Raw genomic sequence first — 16,385 nt, 5'->3', positions numbered from 1 at the left:
CTGTTTGACGAGGGGTCCGTAAATGTTTAAGTCGCTTCGATCAAATGTTAATATGACATTAAACATTTATAGTTCCGGATGATCCCGAATCATTACGACGCCCAATGGTTTGCCGATCGCCTCGGCGTTCGGACCTCTCGAGGCATAGCGCTTGAGACGGGAGCGATGATTCGTTCAGGGCTCCTCCCAGTCGGAACCAAGCTGCCCTCGGTACGCGATCTCGCGTTTACGCTGGGGATAAGCCCGGCCACCGTTTCCATCGCCTGGGCCGATCTTCGCCGCCACAAGATGATCGGCGGGCGCGGGAGAAATGGTGCCTGGGTGATGGGAGATCGCTTTGCGCCACGTCCGACCAGGCTCCCCCGGCTCGTGAGCGGCGGCGACTACGGCCCGGACATTTTGAACCTCGCGGTCGCTTCGCCCGATATCGAGTTGCTGCCCCCGCTCGCGCAGGCTCTGGCTCATGGAGCGAGCGCCAGTCAGCTGAACAGCTACGAACGGGTCCGCATCCTCCCGGAGCTTGAAGCGGTTGTGCGGCCGACGTGGCCCTATGATCCGGGAGCCTTCCTGGTAACGAACGGCGGCTACAACGCTGTCTACACGTTGCTGCACGCACTGGTGCCTGCGGGTGCGCCGGTCGCGATCGAGGACCCCACAGCCTTGCGTCTGCTGGATATTCTCGAGGATCTCGACGTCCCGATTGTGCCCGTCGCGTGTGACCGGCTGGGACCGATGCCGGAGGCGCTGGCGGAAGCGCTGAAGGCAAAGCCGGTGGCCTTCCTGTTCCAGCCGAGGATACATTCGGTCACCGGCACTTCCATGACGGAAGAGCGCCTTGAAGCGCTGGGTGACGTGCTTGAGGGCTCTGGTGCGATCATCATAGAAGACGACGGCGTGGGTGATATCTCTGAAGCGAAGCGGCACTCCCTCGGCCGGCGCTTTCCGGACCGCGTCATCCATATCCTTTCCTATTCGAAAACACTCGGGCCCGACCTGAGGCTGGCGGTGCTGTCTGGTTCAGCACGCGTGGTCGAACAGATCCAATCCTATCGAAGCTTTAGCGCAGGCTGGACGAGCAGGATCCTGCAGGCTGCCACGTCCTGGCTTCTCCGGAACTCGGAGACGGATGCCCTCGTCGGTCGAGCGAGGTCGGTCTATCGAGAACGCCGCCATGCACTTGCCGCGGCCCTGCTCAAGCACCAAATTGAAATCGATGCCGGCGATGGGCTGAGCGTGCTTGTCCCGGTCGTATCGGAAAACTTTGCACTGGTCACGCTGGCGTCCCGCGGCATCGCCGTTCACCCAGGCTCGAAGTTCTCCCTGACGCCGATCGACTCAATCCGCGTGGCCACCAGCGTCCTTCAACTATCGGACGTCGATCGCGTCGCCAGCGCCATCCAGGCGTCCGCTGCCACGCCCCGGTAAAGTCGTCCCAAGGTAACAGTTTGATTGCGCCACAGCGACATAGTGGCGTTGATATCCCGGAGCGCAGGAGCGGCTTCTCCCCGCCCGCTTGCACGACCGATAGCGGCCGCGCGGGGCACAACTCCTGCAGCAAGTGAGTGGATCAACGGACGCCGCGGTTCTTCCGTTAATGTGCGTTCTATGCTGCGAGCGCCCGTCCCGTTCGGGTATCGAAACAGCGGACATGGGCCGGGTTGAAGGCGAGCCCGATACGCTCGCCGCTTCTTGCTGCGATCTGGGCGGGCCCGACGACGCAAACCTTGCGGCCGCTGGGCAGGGCGCAGGTGAGGACGGTTTCCGCTCCGGTTCGCTCGACCAGCGCCACAGTGGCGCCAAAGGCGACCTCCTCTACGGGCAGTATGCTGATGTGATGTGGGCGAACGCCGAGCGTAACCTCATCCGGTGCGGCGGACGGCAGGACTATTTCGGGTGAGACGACGCCGTCCTGACCGAGACAAAAACCGGTTTCGCGACGCGTGGCGGGCAGAAGGTTCATTTCCGGGCTGCCGAGAAACGTCGCGACGAAGAGATTGGCAGGATCCGAATAGAGATCCATCGGGCGGCCTGCCTGCTCGATCCTGCCGTCTCGCATCACGACGATCTTGTCGGCCATGGTCATCGCTTCGATCTGGTCGTGCGTAACGTAGATGGTGGTGGCCTTCAGCCTGTCGTGCAGGCCACGGATCTCGGCGCGCATCTGCACCCTGAGCTTGGCGTCGAGGTTGGAAAGCGGTTCGTCGAACAGGAAGACGGCTGGATCGCGCACGATGGCGCGACCCATCGCGACGCGCTGACGCTGGCCGCCGGAAAGCTGGCGCGGCAGCCGGTCGAGCAGCGGATCGAGGCCGAGGATTGCCGACGCATTGCTGATCTGCTTGTCGATGACGGCCTTGTCGGCCCTGGCCAGCTTGAGGGAGAAAGCCATGTTCTCGCGGACGTTCATATGCGGATAGAGCGCATAGTTCTGGAACACCATTGCGATGTCACGATCCCGGGGCGAGAGCTCGTTGACGCACCGCCCCGCGATCCTAAGTTCTCCATCGTCTATCGATTCCAGTCCGGCGATCATCCGCAGCAGCGTGGACTTGCCACAGCCCGACGGCCCGACCAGGACGACGAATTCGCCATCCTCGATCTGGAGGTCGAGACCGGGAATGATCTCGACGCCGCCGTAGCGTTTCCTGATGCCCGAAAGCGTGACCTCGGTCATGCGGTCTTCTCCGTTTCGTTCCAGTCGTCGCGTTTTGCGGCCATTGCCGTCGCCGCATCCTCGCGGATCATCGCAGCGGCGCGCTCGCCGATCATGATGGCCGCAGCGTTGGTGTTGCCCGAGACCAGGCGGGGCATGATCGAGCAGTCGGCGATGCGCAGGCCGGCCAGCCCATGGACCCTGAGTCGCGCATCGACGACGTCGCCGCGGCCGGGGTCGGGGCCCATGCGGCAGGTCCCGCTGGGGTGATAGATCGAGCTGCCCGTGGCGCGGATGTAGTCGAGGATCTCGTCGTCGCTGCGCACGTCGCTACCCGGCTTGTGCTCACCGGCGACGACCTCCGCCAGAGCGGGCGCGGCGGCGATGCGGCGCGCCAGACGAAATCCCTCGATCATGGTGCGCCGATCGAGATCAGTCGCCAGATAGTTGGCGCGGATTTCCGGGCGGGCGGACGGGTCAGGCGAAGTGATGAAGATGGTCCCCTCGCTCTCGGGTCGAAGCTGGCATGCCGATACCGTGGCGCCGGGAAAGGGGTGCAGACCGCCATCATAGCTGTCGAGGCTGAGTGGCTGGAAATGGAACTGCACGTCGGGCCGGTCGGAGGCAAGCGGCGTGCGGCCGAACCCGCCGGCCAGCGAGGCGCCGAAGCTGAGGACGCCCCGCCGGCGGAAGACGTAGTTCATGCCGATGAGGAGCTTGCGCCACGGTCCACGCGTCAGGTCGTTGAGGCTGATCGGAAGCTTGAGGCGCAGCATTAGCCGCGATTGCAGATGGTCCTGAAGGTGCCGCCCAACGCCCAAAAGCGCGTGGACCGGCGTGACGCCAGCGGCTGCCAGTTGCCGTGGGTCGCCGATGCCGGAAAGCTGCAAGATCTGTGTCGAGCCGATGGCTCCGGCGGTCAGCACAATCTCGCTGCGAGCACGAAAATGAAGCCCGCCGCCGCCCTTTCGGGCATGCACGCCCCGTACCTGCCTGCCGTCGAGTTCGAGGCGCTCGACTGTGACCCCGGTTAGGATGCGCAGGTTCGGCCGGCGTGTCGCCGGGCCAAGGAAGGCACGCGCGCTGGATGAGCGCCGCCCGTTCCGCGTGGTGAGCTGGAACGGGCCTACGCCTTCCTGCGTCGGCCCGTTGAAGTCCGGGTTGAGCGGAAGTCCCGCCTGTCTGCCCGCCTCCACGAAGCGCGAGACGAGCTCGAGGTCGACCGGTGGATCCTCGACGCCGAGGTTGCCTTGAGCGCCGTGAAATTCGCTCTCGCCGCGTCCCTGCGCTTCGACGGCCCTGAAGGCAGGCAGCACGTCCGACCAGCTCCAGCCGGGATTGCCGCGCTGTGCCCAATCGTTGAAGTCGTCCGCCTGGCCGCGGATGTAGATCAGGCCATTGATTGCGCTCGATCCGCCAAGAACCCGGCCACGCGGCCAGGCGATGCGTCGGCCGTTGAGGGCAGGTTCCGGCTCGGTCTCGTAGCGCCAGTCGTAGCGCGGATTGTTGATCGTTTTAAAGAAGCCGGAAGGAATGTGCAGCCACGGATTCCGGTCCGCCGGCCCGGCCTCGACCAGCAGCACGGAGAGACGCGGATCTTCGCTCAGCCGGGTGGCGAGCAGGCAGCCGGCCGAGCCGCCGCCCACGACGATGTAGTCGTATGTGTCGGGTTCATTCATGAGTGTCGTCATCCCGCCGCTGCGGCTCATCCCTTCACTGCGCCCGCGGTCAGCCCGGCGATGAGGTAGCGACGCGCCAGCGTGACCAGCAACACCACGGGCATCAGTTGCAAGGTGACGCCGGCAAAGAGGACGCCCCATTCGGTGCCGTCCACGGCGCCCATCAGCTCGCTGAGGATCAGCGGCGCCGTCTTTGCCTGATTGGTGGCGAAGATCATGGCGAAGAGATACTCGTTCCACGAGAAGACGAACACGAAGATCGAGCCCGCAGCCATGCCCTGAAAGGTGAGCCGGGCGAGAATGCGGGAGACCAGCTGCCATTCCGATGCGCCGTCGACATAGGCCGCCTCGTCCAGTTCATAGGGGATCTGGTCGAAGAAGTTCTTCATGATCATGGTGTTGAGCGAAACCCAGAAGGTCGCATAAAGCAGGATCAGCAGGAGATGCGTGTCACCGAGCCCGAGCCGGTCGGCGACCGGGAACAGCGGCAGCGTGACGACGATTGGCGGCAGGACGCGCACTGCGATCATGTAGACGGCGCTCCAGGCGGCGATCCGGCTGCGGTAGCGCGAATAGGCGTAGCCGCCAAAGAAGCTGACGACCCCTGCAAGCACGGTTGCTCCGAGCGCCACGATCAGGCTGTTGCCCATGGAGGTGAAGAAGTCCTGCCACTGGCTCGTCAGCTTGAGATAGTTGTCGACGGTCGGGGTGAAAATGAGCCTGGGCGGATAGACGAAGATGTCGACCTGGCGTTTGAAAGACGACGACACGATGAAGAGAATCGGCGCCACCGACCAGATTAGGATGAAGCCGAGCAGGAGACCGCGTGCGAGGCGCTCGAGCGGTGAGTAGGCGTCGTTCATCATTCGCCCCCCTTCATGCTGCGCTGCATTGCGAACAGAAACACGGACGCCAGAAGCAGCGAACCCAGCACCATCATCCATCCTGTCGCCGACGCCGTGCCGAAGTCCCCGTAGCGGAAACCGTGCTGATAGAGATACACCGCCAGTACCTCGGACAAGCGCGCCGGACCGCCCTTGGTCAGTAGCCAGACCTCGGAGAACATCCGGAAAGCAAAGATGAGCCGGAATATCAGCGTGATCAAAAGGGTCGGGACCAGAAGCGGCAGTGTGATGCGCAGGAAACGCTGCCAGCGCGTCGCGCCATCTATGCGGGCCGCCTCGTAAAGCGAGCCGTCGATGGCGAGCAGGCCGGCATAGATCATCAGGAAGGTGAAGGGCAGGTGCGTCCATATGTTGATGACGCCAACCAGCACAAGCCCGGTCGTGGGCGACGCGCTCCAGTTGACCCGGCCAAAACCCATTTCCTCGATCGTGCGCGCGATCGCGCCGATATTTGGGTCCATCATCATCTTCCAGACGAGGACCGCCACCACCTCGGAGATCGCGTAGGGCATCAGGATACAGGCGAACATCAGCCCGCGAAACGGCACGCCGGACACGAACAGCGCGGCGAGCGCAAGCCCAAGCAGAAGCTCGACATAGACGACACCGTTGACGACCAGAAAAGTGTTGACCGCAGCGCGCCAGAAATACGGATCCTCGAAGACGGCGCGATAATTCTCGAGCCCCACCCATGTGAGGCCGGTGCCGTAGCTCGACTGGTTCAAGCTCAGCCAGAAGACGTACAGGGAGGGCACCGTCAAAATAGCCAGCAGCAAAAGGTGCAAAGGTGACAGGTAAAGCCAGGTTGTCAGGCGAGGCCGACGGTGCATGTCATTTCCAATTCGTCGTTCTTCCGGCTGGTCGGGCGCGGCTCTTGTGTGATCTCACAGGCCGACAAGCAAATATTGCTGCTCGCAGTAGTCGAGGATGCCAGCATGTCCGCCCTCGCGGCCGAGGCCAGATTGCTTGACGCCGCCGATTGGAGCCATTTCCAGCCCGAGATGGATCGCGTTGATGCCAACCATGCCGAGATCGAGAGATTCGGCGGTCTTCAGCAAGCTCGAAATGTCGCGTCCGAAGACATAGCCGGCAAGCCCGTATTGCGAGGCGTTCACCGCTGACTTCACCTGTTCTACGTCGGTGAATCGCGACAGCGCGGCAACGGGGCCGAACGTCTCCTCGCAGGATACGAGCATGTCCGGGCCGACATTTTCCAGAACCGTCGCCTGGTACCACGTGCGTCCGACGGCCGCCCGCCTGCCGCCCCGTGTGAGGGTCGCCCCTTTGGCAACCGCGTCGGCGACATGCCGCTCGACCTTGGTCAGCGCCGCCTCGTCGATCAGCGGCGCAAGCGTGCTTTCCGGGTTGCGGCCGTCGCCAGGTACAAGGCGATCGACTTGCTGGAGAAGGCGGCCAAGGAAGTCGTCGTAGACCTCATCGTGGATGAAGAAGCGGTTGGGGCACACGCACGTCTGGCCGGCGTTCCGGAACTTTGCGGCGACCGCCAGCGTGGCGGCCTTGTCCAAATCCGCGTCGGGCAGGACAATGAATGGTGCATGCCCCCCGAGCTCCAGGCCGAGTTTCTTGATCGTGATGGCGCACTGTCCATATAAAAGCCGTCCGGTCGCCGTCGATCCGGTGAAACTCAGGAAGGCCACGCGAGGATCCTGCGTGAGCACCGCACCGATAGTGGCGGCATCTCCCGTGAGGACCTGAAGGACGCCCTCTGGTAGGCCCGCCATGCGGCATAGCGCCGCCAGCGCAAGCGCGCAGAGAGGCGTCTGCGGAGCGGGCTTCAGCACGACGGTGCACCCCGCCGCCAGGGCAGGGGCCAGTTTTCTCGCGACCATCGAGACAGGAAAATTCCAGGGCGTGATCGCTGCCACCACGCCGATAGGCTTGTGCATGACAAGGATGCGGCTGTCGGCGCGCGGCGAAGCGACGATCTCCCCATTCACCCGGCGCGCTTCCTCCGCAAAGAAGTCGAAATAGCCGGCTGCGGAGGCAATTTCGGCACGCGACTCGGCGAGGGGTTTGCCCTGTTCCGTCGTCAACAGCGTGGCCAGCTCTTCGGTATGGTCTGAAATCAGCCCCGCCAACCGTCGAAGGACAGCACTGCGCGCCTGGGGCGCTTCGCCAGACCAGCCTGCGAAGGCCGCGTGCGCCGAGGCAACCGCTTCCCGCGTATCGTCTTCTGAACACATGCGGACATAGCCGATCGTCTCGCCGGTGGCAGGGTCACCGACCGGTGTCCAATTTTCGTCCTCCTGCGCCGCCATCGCGCCGGCAAGGGTGAGCCTTCCCCACTCCATCCGGTTCCTCTCCTCTCATATCTCGAAGTGCATATTGCATCATGGATCCAATATTGCAATAACGACTTTCGAGAACACGAGTTAGGGAGATTGATCGTGAAGTGTCAGGATTACGACGTGATCGTTCTGGGGGGCGGCAGCGCCGGCATTGCGGCGGCGGTCGCTGCGGCCCGGAACGGCGCGCGCACGGCCCTGGTGGAAGCCGGTCCGATGCTGGGTGGAGAGCTGTTGACGGGCATGACCGTCGATGGCGCGATCAACGGACGCGGCGAGGACACGGTGGGCGGCGTCCTGACCGACCTTCTCCAGCTTTGCCGAGACATGGGCGGCTTCGTCGCCAAGCTGAATGACTGGCGGCTGATCCAGTACGTCGCCTACGATCCGGAGATCATGAAGATCGCGATCCCGCAACTGGTGTTCGGGGCCGGGGTCACCGTCTATCTCCAGACCTTCGCCGAGGAAACGGTTCAGGACGGCGGCAGGATTTCGGGCTTGGTGGTGCGCAACAAGGGCGGCCGGCAGCTGCTGACGGCGCGCGCCTTTGTCGACGCTTCGGGCGACGGCGACCTCTGCGCCATGGCCGGCGCCGAGATGCTGAGCGTGGGCCGGGACGAGAAGCCCCAACCGATGTCGATGATGTTCCGCATGGCCAATGTCGACACCGCCGGGCTTCTCGGCTTCGTGCGCGAGCACCCCGAGTGCGTCGCCGTGGGCGAAAGCCAAGCGATCCGTGGCGGGCGGACAGATCGCGAGATCACCGAGGAAATCTACCGGCAGGGCCAGCCCTGCGTCTTCTTCAAGGGCGATGGGCCGCTGCTCGGCGGCGCGATCGAGCGCGGCGAGATGTTTGCGACCGCGCTGATCATGATCCAGCCCACCTCCGACACCCGTCGCGAGGTCTGCATCAACGCGACGCGCATAACCCTCGACGAGCCGACCCGGCCCGACAACATGGCGACGGCGTTGCGCGTCCTGACCGCACAGGTGTTCCAGTGCGCCGAATTCCTGCGCAAGTCCGTGCCCGGCTTCGGTGCAGCCAGCATATCCGGCATGTCGCCGCGGATCGGGATCCGCGAAACCCGGCGCGTCGTCGGCGACTACATCCTGACGGAAGAGGACGTCCTGGAGGCAAGGAAGCGTGGGGACGGTGTGGCCAAGGGTTGCCATCACGTCGACATCCATCAGGACGGGACCGGACAGATCCGCATCCCGGTCGCCGACGGCGGTTCATACGACATTCCGCTTGCCAGCCTGCTGCCGCAAGGTCTGGAGAACGTGGTCATTGCGGGGCGCTGCCTGTCGGCGAGTCGCGAGGCGCAGGGGTCGGCGCGGGTCATGGGCAGCTGCCTGGCGATGGGCCAGGCGGCGGGCAGCCTGACCGCGATGGCGGTCACCCAAAGCAACCACGCCAGGCTGCGCGACATTTCTGTGGCCCGGCTGCGCCAGACCCTGAAGGATCAAGGCGCGATCCTCGAAGGAACCAGGTGATGGACGCTGGCCGCGGCCGATGTCTTCATCCCGCAATGAGATCAGGCTTCGGCGTCCGCCGTTTCCGGCGACGTCAGCATCGCGCAAACCTGCTCCTGCGTGCCCCGGTTGTGCGCCTTGAGCCGCTGGCTCAGAAGCTCGAGGTCGCCCGCGCGCAACGCGTCCATCATCGCGCCATGCTCGTCGCGCGACCGCGTCTGCCGTCGCGCCGAGTTCAGTGCCGTACGCTGGTAGCGTTCGGATAGGTCGAACAGGGTGGTGATGGTGCGCAGCAGATGCTGGTTGCCGCAATCCCGATAGAAAGCGAGATGGAATGCACGGTTCTCCTGCATGTAGCCTTCGATGTCGGTTTCCGAATCCTGGGCGACCAGCCGTTGGTGGATTGCCTCCAACTCCTCGATGCCTTCGGTCGAAAGGCGAGGCCAACTCGCTCGCAACGCCATTTCCTCGAGACTTTCGCGCAGCGAATAGAGTTCGACGAGATCGCTGACCGAGTGCCCGGTGACCACTGCGCTGCGATGAGGACTCAACAGGACGAAACCACGCTCGGCCAGGCGCTCGATCGCCTGCCTGACGGGATGGCGGCTGACATCGAGCTGCTCGGAAAGCCGAACTTGATCGAGCCGCTCCCCGGCGGGCAACTCGCCGGCCAGGATCATCCGCTGGATCTCGGAAGTGGCGTAGTCCGCCGTACTCTTGAACCGAACAGTGCGTGCCACGCAGATATCTCCGGGTTTCGCTGCGGACGCCGGTCATCCGCGATCATGGATCCAAAAATCCTAAGCGCGGACGCCGACTTTGTCCAGAACAGGGCTAGTGCTCGATGGATCCCCGGAGGCGGGGCCTCTCCGTTGTCCCGGCGGAGGTCGATCTCACGCTCGGAGTTGACCCCGGATCGGTTTCCTGTTTGGATCCAATCGAATGGATCCAATTTTTTTTCGTAGTTCCGTTTTCCAGGGAGGAAGAACATGAAATTCGTAAAGCAGAGTGTGCTTGCCGCAGGGGTGGCGCTATGTCTTGGCGGCTCTTTGCCAGCAGGCGCGCAGACGACGGTAACGGTCCTGTCGCACAAGGTGCACGAGAACGTGGCCCGCGGTCTTGTGGCCGGCACCACGGGAGGCGACGTCGCCGGCGAGTGGGCGACCGCCAACAACGCAACCCTGAACTGGGTTACCGGCAATATCGATCCCATTCACGACCGCCTTGGTCGCGAACTGTCGCTGGGCGAAAGTTCCGTCGATCTCGCCTTTGTCATCAACAAGTTTCATACGCCGCGCATCGCAGCGCTGCTCGAGCCGCTGGACGATCGCATCGCCGCCGAGCCGATCGAAATCCTGGATTCGATTCCTGAGCCGTTGAAGAAGGCGCTGACGCATGAGGGAAAGCTGACGGCGATCCCGTTCCGCCACGCCACCACCGGACTGCACTGGAACAAGGCCCTTTTCGCGGAGCAGGGCCTGAACCGCGCCCCCCAGACGCTGGACGAGCTGATCGAATACGCCCGCAAGATGAGCTACACGCGCTCCGACGGCACGCGGGTCGCAGGCCTGGTCATGAATTCGGGCGACGAGCACGTCGCCGTGCTGACGCTGCTCTCGGCTTTCGGCGCGCGACTGTTCGACGACGAGGGCAAGGTCGTGGCCAACAGCCCCGAGATGATCAAGGGTTTGTCCACGATGGCGGAACTCTACAAGGAAGGCGTGCTCGCGCAGAATTATGCGACCATGACCATCGATGACGTCATCACCGCCGTGCAGAACGGCCAGGCCGCAATGGCGATCGATCCCTTCGCGCGCTATGCTGTCTACAACAATCCGGAAAGCTCCAAGTTTCCCGGCCAGATCGACGTCGTGGTAACGCCGTCGGCGGTCAATCCCGAAGGCACGGCGATAACGGAAATCTGGTCGATGGCGATTCCGCGCAACGCGAAGAACAAGGACCTTGCCTATTCGCTGATGCGGGCGCTTTCCGGGAAGGAGGCGACGATCCGCATTGCGCTCAATGCCAACGGACCGGTGGATCCGACAGCCTATTCCGATGCCCGGCTGCAGGAGAAGCTGCCCTACACCCAGGCCGAATCCGAGGCGCTGAAGATCGCGCAGGTTATCCCGTCCTCATTCGATCGTTCGATTGAGGCGGCGGCGATCTTCCGTGAGGAATCCCAGGCTGCGGTGCTGGGCCTCAAGTCGGCCGAGGACGCGGCAGGCGCGATGCAGGCGCGCATCGAACGTCTTGTGAACTGACGTAGCCGCTTTTCATCGGGGCAGCGGAGATCGCTGCCCAGATGAATTCTCAATCGTTAAAATCGTAGAACGGCAGGCCGCCACGACGGAGGCCTGCCGCGCGCGTTCGGAGTGATCGAGCGCGTTGGCGACTTGACCAGCGACCGAATCCCTCGAAGCCTGCCGCAAGCTCCGGTTCTGGAGCCGGGGGATGGCGGCCAGGTCGTGACATGCTCTCGCGTCCTCGCGAGGGTGACCCACGAGGACATCTTTGCCCTGACCAGAGGTGCCGTGTCAGCCTTCGTTACCGCCAAGCCAGGCCTTGATCTGGTCGGGATGGCCCGCGATGTAGTTGTCGACGGCCTTCTCGTAGGAGGTCTCCTGCGCTTCGAACATCGCGGCCTCGAGGTCAGCAATGGGCAGCTTCATGCGCGAGAGGAAGGCCGCGACGTCGGGGTTCTCCTTGTCGAAATCCTTGCGGGCGATCACGTCGACATGCTCGGCCTTGCCGAGCGAGCCCTTCGGGTCGTCGATGTAGCGCAGCTTGTACTTGCCGAACATCCAGTGCGGGCTCCAGGCGGTGGCGACGAACCATTCCTCCTTGCGGATCGCCCGATCGATCGTCGTCAACATGCCGGCCTCGCTGGAGATCTGCAGCGTGTAGCTGTCCAGTTCGTAGTCCTTGACGGCCTGTTCCGAAAGGCGGGTGAGGCCGGCGCCCGGATCGATGCCTTCGACGCGGCCCTTGAGCTTGTCCTTTACGTCCTCCTTCTTCAGGTCTTCGATGGAGGCAATGGCGTCTTCCGGCACGTAGGTCGGGACCACCCAGCCGAGCTTCGCGCCGTCATAAACGGTGCCGAGCGTCGTCACCTTGTCCTTCACCTTGGCGAAATAGTCCGCGTGGGTCTCGGGCAGCCAGGCCATCATCATGAAGTCGAGGTCGCCGCGGCTCACGCCCTGGTAGAGAGGCGCTATGTCGGTCTGGACAAGTTCCACCTCGTGGCCGAGCTTGTCCTTGATGACCTTCGCGGCAAGCTTGGTCACGAACTCGGCGTCAGACCAGGCGCCCCAGCCGATCTTCACCGGCGACTTGTCCTGGGCCAGTGTCGCGCCGGCCGCCCCCATGATCATTCCGGCCGCGATGCCGAAAGTGGCGAGTGTCTTGAACATCTTTGCTCCTTTTTTGGAAGGTTCGCATCGGGCAACGCGGACGCCGCCCGTTTTCAGCGCATGGCCGTGGCTGGAGAGACTGCCGAAGCCTGCGCCTGGGGTCGGAAGAAGGTGCGCCAGAAGCTGGCGCGTTCCTTTCCGAGGCTTTGGGTGATCCGGTCCAGGATCACCGCGAGAATGACGACGGCGATGCCGCCCTCGAAGCCGGTGCCGACGTCGAGACGCTGGATGCCGGTCAGCACCGTGTTGCCGATGCCGCCCGCGCCGATCATCGAGGCGATCACCACCATCGACAGCGACAGCATGATCGTCTGGTTGATGCCGGCCATGATGGAGGGCATGGCGTTGGGAAGCTGCACCTTGAAGAGCAGCTGCGGGCCTGTGCAGCCGAAGGCATTGCCGGCCTCAACAAGTTCCGCATGCACTTGGCGGATGCCGAGGTTGGTGAGGCGCACGACGGGCGGCATCGAGAAGATGACGGTCGCGATGGTGCCGGGAACGGCGCCGAGCCCAAAGAACATGGCCGCCGGGATCAGGTAGACGAAGGCCGGCATGGTCTGCATGAGGTCGAGCGCTGGGCGGACGACGGACGCAACCCGGTCGCTGCGCGCCATGGCGATGCCGAGCGGCAGACCCATGATCATGGCGACCAACGTCGAGGCGACAACCAGCGACAGCGTCTCCATCATTGCGGACCACAGGCCCATGTGGTCGACGAGCAGAAGCGAAGCTGCGGTGAACGCCGCAAATCCTAAGCCGACGCGCCAGAGCGAGAGCAGCACGAGGATGGCAAGACCAAGGGCCATGGGCGTTGCCAGGAGCGCGGCCTGTATGCTGTTCGTCACAGCGCCGATCGCGGCCGCGATGAGGTCGAGAAGCGGGGCGAAATTGTCAAGGATGTAGTTGACGGCGCTGTCGACGCCGTCACCGATATCGAATGTCATGGAATTTTTCTCCGGCGGCCGGGATCAGGCGGTGCGATCGAGTGCTTCGAGCAGCGCGGACTTGCTGATGGAGCCGAGGTAGCGATTGGCGTCATCGGTGACCGGGACCGGCCAGGTGCTGGCGGCGACCTTGCCGAGGACGTTGGCCAGGTTTTCCGACGCGGGTATCGGCTCGACGTTGGGCAGAAATGCGCGGCGATAGCGGTCGCCCGCCCCGTCGCGGCAGGTTTCGATCAGCGAATCGCGGCTCACCATGCCATGAAAGGTCTTGTCGCGGCCGAGGATGATGGCGACGTCCCGATCGAAATGCTCCATGCGTTCCAGCGCCGCTGCGGTTGAGACGCCCTGGCGCTCGATGATCGTCACCTGGGTCTTGCGCGCCACATCACCGGCGCGGAAGACCTGCGAGACGTCGACGTTGCGGAAGAAGGAGCGGACGTAGTCGTTGGCGGGCCTGAGCACGATTTCGTCAGGCGTGCCCACCTGAACGACCTCGCCGTTCTGCATGATGCATATGCGATCGCCGATCCGCATCGCCTCGTCGAGGTCGTGGCTGACGAACACGATGGTGCGGCTGTGTTCGGCTTGAAGGCGCACCAGTTCGTCCTGCATTTCGGTCCGGATAAGCGGGTCGAGCGCAGAAAAGGCCTCGTCCATCAGCAGCACGCTAGGCTCGCCTGCCAGCGCTCGGGCAAGGCCCACGCGCTGCTTCATGCCGCCGGACAACTCGTCGATCCGGCTATCGTCATGACCGTCCAGTCCGACGGCCCTCAGTATAGTACGGGCCCGCTGCCTGCGCTCGGTCTCGCCGACGCCGGCGATTTCAAGCCCGAACGCGGCATTGTCGATGACGCTGCGGTTCGGCAGTAGCGCGAATGACTGGAAAACCATGCTGATGTCGCGGCGCCTAAGCGCGATCAGCTCGCTGCGCGGCATGCGCGCGACGTCGCGACCCTCGATCTCGATCGATCCGGACGTCGCCTCGATCAGTCGGTTGATCAGGCGCAGCATGGTGGATTTGCCAGAGCCCGAAAGCCCCATGAGGACGAAGATCTCGCCGGCGCGGATATCGAAACTTGCGTCGTTGACGCCGATGGTGCAGCCGGTCTCGGCGTGAATTTCTGATTTGGTCTTGCCGGTTTTCAGAAGGTCGAGGGCTTTTTCCGGCCGCTCGCCGAAAACCTTGAAAACGTTCTTGACCCTGATCTTGACCGGCCGGTGGTTCTCCGAAAGGTCGCTTTCAGTCGCAAAATGCATACAATGCTGGGCCCGGCTCCGGGAGCGGGGCGCTCTCCTTTGTTCTACTAAGATTGATCCGCGCGGAACCAGGAGGTTCGTTGCGATGAGGGTGGCTTATGTCACAACGATACTAAAATGACCAGCCGCCGGGTCGAAACTCTTGTGTCCTGACCGACAAGCGGCGGCTCGAACCGGGCTTGTCCTGCTCACACCGCCGTCGGGGAGTTCCTCGATGATGCGGACAAGCGGGGTGAATTTTTCCATGGTCTCGTGGCTGCCGCCCGGCGGCATCGACGCGCTCCGAAGACGCTCTCCGACCACCAGATCGACGCCGAATCCGCCTACTTCTCAACTTTGCGACGGGGGCGGGAAACACTAGGGCCTTGAGGGCGTTTCGATAACATAAAGCGCGAGGCCTCCATGAAAAAGCACCTTGTCATCCTTCCTGCCGTTGCGGTCCTCGTCGCCGCCGGCGGCGGTTGCGCATTTTTTCGCGACGAGGCGACCGTACCGATCGAGCAGACCTATGGTCCGAACCCCACACTCGCAAAGCCGCGGCCGGAATGGATACCGAACATCAACGTGGCCAAGGCGACGCCCTGGCCCGAAGGGACGTTGCCGACTGCGGCGCAGGGCTATGCGGTCAACGAATTCGCAGGTGGGCTGGACCATCCGCGCTGGCTGCACGTACTGCCGAACGGCGACGTGCTCGTTGCAGAAAGCAACGCGCCGCCCAAGCCCGACGAGGGCTTCTCGCTTCGGGGCTATTTCATGAACCTCTTCCAGAGCCAGGCGGGTGCGCGGACCGAGAGCGCCAACCGAATCTCCCTGTTGCGCGACCAGGACGGCGACGGCGTGGCCGAGACAAGGACTGCGTTCCTGACCGGCCTCAACTCGCCCTTCGGAATGACGCTCCTTGGAGGCACCCTCTACGTCGCCAATGCCGATGCGGTCGTCGCCTTCCCATACCAGGGGGGCGCCACGGAGATCGCCGCGCCGGCCGAGAAGATCGTGGACCTGCCGGCCGGCCGCAACCATCACTGGACGAAGGACGTGATCGCCAGCCGCGACGGCACCAAGCTCTACGCGACGGTCGGATCCAATTCCAACGTCGGCGAAAACGGCATGGACGAGGAGAAGGGACGTGCCGCTGTCCACGAGATCGACCTTGCCACCCGGCAGATGCGGCTGTTCGCGTCCGGCCTCCGCAACCCCAACGGGCTCTCGTGGCAACCCGACAGCGGCGCGTTGTGGGTCGTCGTTAACGAGCGCGACGAGATCGGGTCCGACCTCGTGCCGGACTACATGACTTCGGTCCAGGACGGCGGCTTCTACGGCTGGCCCTACAGTTGGTACGGGCAGCACGTGGATGTGCGCGTCAAACCGCAGAAACCGGATCTGGTCGCACGAGCGATCAAGCCCGACTATGCGCTCGGCCCGCACACTGCTTCGCTCGGCCTGACCTTCAATACGGGTGACCTGTTCGGCGCCAAGATGAAGAACGGCGCCTTCGTGGGCCAGCACGGTTCCTGGAATCGCGCTCCGCGGAGCGGCTACAAGGTGATCTTCGTGCCATTCGCCAACGGCAAACCATCAGGGCCGCCCGAGGACATCCTCACCGGTTTTCTTAGCCCCGATGACAAGGCGCTCGGCCGGCCCGTCGGCGTCGCGATCGCCCGGGATGGGGCGCTCCTCGTGGCTGATGACGTCGGCAACAGGATCTGGCGGGTCACGCCGACGCGATAGCGAGTGGACAGTCAGTTCTGCAGCGAC

Annotated in this window: 13 protein-coding genes; 4 read left to right on the top strand and 9 right to left on the bottom strand. The window is 63.7% G+C overall.

Translation table 11 applies throughout. The features are described 5' to 3' along the window. The first annotated feature begins 78 nt into the window (after positions 1-78). Positions 79-1,425 carry an aminotransferase-like domain-containing protein gene (locus tag PD284_RS26200; protein WP_274631285.1) on the top strand — a complete coding sequence of 449 codons (1,347 nt, stop codon included), beginning with the start codon at positions 79-81 and terminating at the stop codon, positions 1,423-1,425. 178 nt (positions 1,426-1,603) lie between these two features. Here PD284_RS26200 and PD284_RS26195 read toward each other — a convergent pair whose 3' ends face one another. From PD284_RS26195 to PD284_RS26175, 5 genes are all read right to left on the bottom strand, one after another. Further along, positions 1,604-2,674 (bottom strand): ABC transporter ATP-binding protein, encoded by a 1,071-nt coding sequence (locus tag PD284_RS26195; RefSeq protein WP_274631284.1) that lies wholly within the window; start codon positions 2,672-2,674, stop codon positions 1,604-1,606. Beyond that, positions 2,671-4,332: a GMC family oxidoreductase gene (locus PD284_RS26190; protein ID WP_274631283.1), complete on the bottom strand. Its 1,662-nt coding sequence runs from the start codon at positions 4,330-4,332 to the stop codon at positions 2,671-2,673. The genes PD284_RS26195 and PD284_RS26190 overlap by 4 nt, the downstream gene beginning before the upstream one ends. A gap of 26 nt (positions 4,333-4,358) precedes the next feature. Then, complete coding sequence (locus PD284_RS26185) at positions 4,359-5,195, bottom strand: carbohydrate ABC transporter permease (protein ID WP_274631282.1); 837 nt, start codon at positions 5,193-5,195, stop codon at positions 4,359-4,361. Next, on the bottom strand, positions 5,195-5,992 hold the full coding sequence (locus tag PD284_RS26180) for a carbohydrate ABC transporter permease (protein ID WP_274631281.1): 798 nt from the start codon (positions 5,990-5,992) through the stop codon (positions 5,195-5,197). The genes PD284_RS26185 and PD284_RS26180 overlap by 1 nt, the downstream gene beginning before the upstream one ends. 129 nt (positions 5,993-6,121) lie before the next feature. Further along, positions 6,122-7,549 carry an NAD-dependent succinate-semialdehyde dehydrogenase gene (locus PD284_RS26175; protein WP_274631280.1) on the bottom strand — a complete coding sequence of 476 codons (1,428 nt, stop codon included), beginning with the start codon at positions 7,547-7,549 and terminating at the stop codon, positions 6,122-6,124. 96 nt (positions 7,550-7,645) lie between these two features. On the opposite strand from PD284_RS26175, the gene PD284_RS26170 reads away from it, so the two are divergent. Further along, positions 7,646-9,037, top strand: a complete 1,392-nt coding sequence (locus tag PD284_RS26170; protein ID WP_274631279.1) for an FAD-dependent oxidoreductase — start codon at positions 7,646-7,648, stop codon at positions 9,035-9,037. A 41-nt stretch (positions 9,038-9,078) separates the two neighbouring features. Here PD284_RS26170 and PD284_RS26165 read toward each other — a convergent pair whose 3' ends face one another. Beyond that, entirely contained in the window at positions 9,079-9,756 is a 678-nt protein-coding gene (locus PD284_RS26165) for a GntR family transcriptional regulator (protein ID WP_274631278.1), read from the bottom strand. Positions 9,757-10,005: 249 nt separating this feature from the next. On the opposite strand from PD284_RS26165, the gene PD284_RS26160 reads away from it, so the two are divergent. Further along, positions 10,006-11,280 (top strand): extracellular solute-binding protein, encoded by a 1,275-nt coding sequence (locus tag PD284_RS26160; RefSeq protein WP_274631277.1) that lies wholly within the window; start codon positions 10,006-10,008, stop codon positions 11,278-11,280. A 273-nt stretch (positions 11,281-11,553) separates the two neighbouring features. On the opposite strand, the gene PD284_RS26155 is transcribed toward PD284_RS26160, so the two are convergent. The 3 genes from PD284_RS26155 to proV are packed head-to-tail and all read right to left on the bottom strand — an operon-like array spanning position 11,554 to position 14,630. After that, positions 11,554-12,429 carry a glycine betaine ABC transporter substrate-binding protein gene (locus PD284_RS26155; protein ID WP_274631276.1) on the bottom strand — a complete coding sequence of 292 codons (876 nt, stop codon included), beginning with the start codon at positions 12,427-12,429 and terminating at the stop codon, positions 11,554-11,556. Between the two features lie 53 nt (positions 12,430-12,482). Continuing rightward, entirely contained in the window at positions 12,483-13,373 is an 891-nt protein-coding gene (locus PD284_RS26150; protein ID WP_274631275.1) for an ABC transporter permease, read from the bottom strand. A 24-nt stretch (positions 13,374-13,397) separates the two neighbouring features. Further along, positions 13,398-14,630 carry a glycine betaine/L-proline ABC transporter ATP-binding protein ProV gene (gene proV / locus PD284_RS26145; protein WP_274631274.1) on the bottom strand — a complete coding sequence of 411 codons (1,233 nt, stop codon included), beginning with the start codon at positions 14,628-14,630 and terminating at the stop codon, positions 13,398-13,400. Positions 14,631-15,032: 402 nt separating this feature from the next. Between proV and PD284_RS26140 the strand changes: the two genes are divergently transcribed. Then, complete coding sequence (locus tag PD284_RS26140; RefSeq protein WP_274631273.1) at positions 15,033-16,358, top strand: PQQ-dependent sugar dehydrogenase; 1,326 nt, start codon at positions 15,033-15,035, stop codon at positions 16,356-16,358. Positions 16,359-16,385: the final 27 nt, after the last annotated feature.

The sequence above is a fragment of the Mesorhizobium shangrilense genome (assembly GCF_028826155.1).
In the GTDB taxonomy this organism is placed as follows: Bacteria; Pseudomonadota; Alphaproteobacteria; order Rhizobiales; family Rhizobiaceae; genus Arvimicrobium; species Arvimicrobium flavum.
The sequence above is the reverse complement of the archived record's forward strand: the minus strand, read 5'-3'. Positions and strand labels throughout refer to the sequence as shown.

Bases quoted from the DNA above. Each gene is read 5' to 3' on its own strand.
- PD284_RS26200 (WP_274631285.1), top strand. From the start codon at position 79: ATGATCCCGAATCATTACGACGCCCAATGGTTTGCCGATCGCCTCGGC.
- PD284_RS26195 (WP_274631284.1), bottom strand. From the start codon at position 2,674: ATGACCGAGGTCACGCTTTCGGGCATCAGGAAACGCTACGGCGGCGTC.
- PD284_RS26190 (WP_274631283.1), bottom strand. From the start codon at position 4,332: ATGAATGAACCCGACACATACGACTACATCGTCGTGGGCGGCGGCTCG.
- PD284_RS26185 (WP_274631282.1), bottom strand. From the start codon at position 5,195: ATGAACGACGCCTACTCACCGCTCGAGCGCCTCGCACGCGGTCTCCTG.
- PD284_RS26175 (WP_274631280.1), bottom strand. From the start codon at position 7,549: ATGGAGTGGGGAAGGCTCACCCTTGCCGGCGCGATGGCGGCGCAGGAG.
- PD284_RS26160 (WP_274631277.1), top strand. From the start codon at position 10,006: ATGAAATTCGTAAAGCAGAGTGTGCTTGCCGCAGGGGTGGCGCTATGT.
- PD284_RS26155 (WP_274631276.1), bottom strand. From the start codon at position 12,429: ATGTTCAAGACACTCGCCACTTTCGGCATCGCGGCCGGAATGATCATG.
- PD284_RS26150 (WP_274631275.1), bottom strand. From the start codon at position 13,373: ATGACATTCGATATCGGTGACGGCGTCGACAGCGCCGTCAACTACATC.
- proV (WP_274631274.1), bottom strand. From the start codon at position 14,630: ATGCATTTTGCGACTGAAAGCGACCTTTCGGAGAACCACCGGCCGGTC.
- PD284_RS26140 (WP_274631273.1), top strand. From the start codon at position 15,033: ATGAAAAAGCACCTTGTCATCCTTCCTGCCGTTGCGGTCCTCGTCGCC.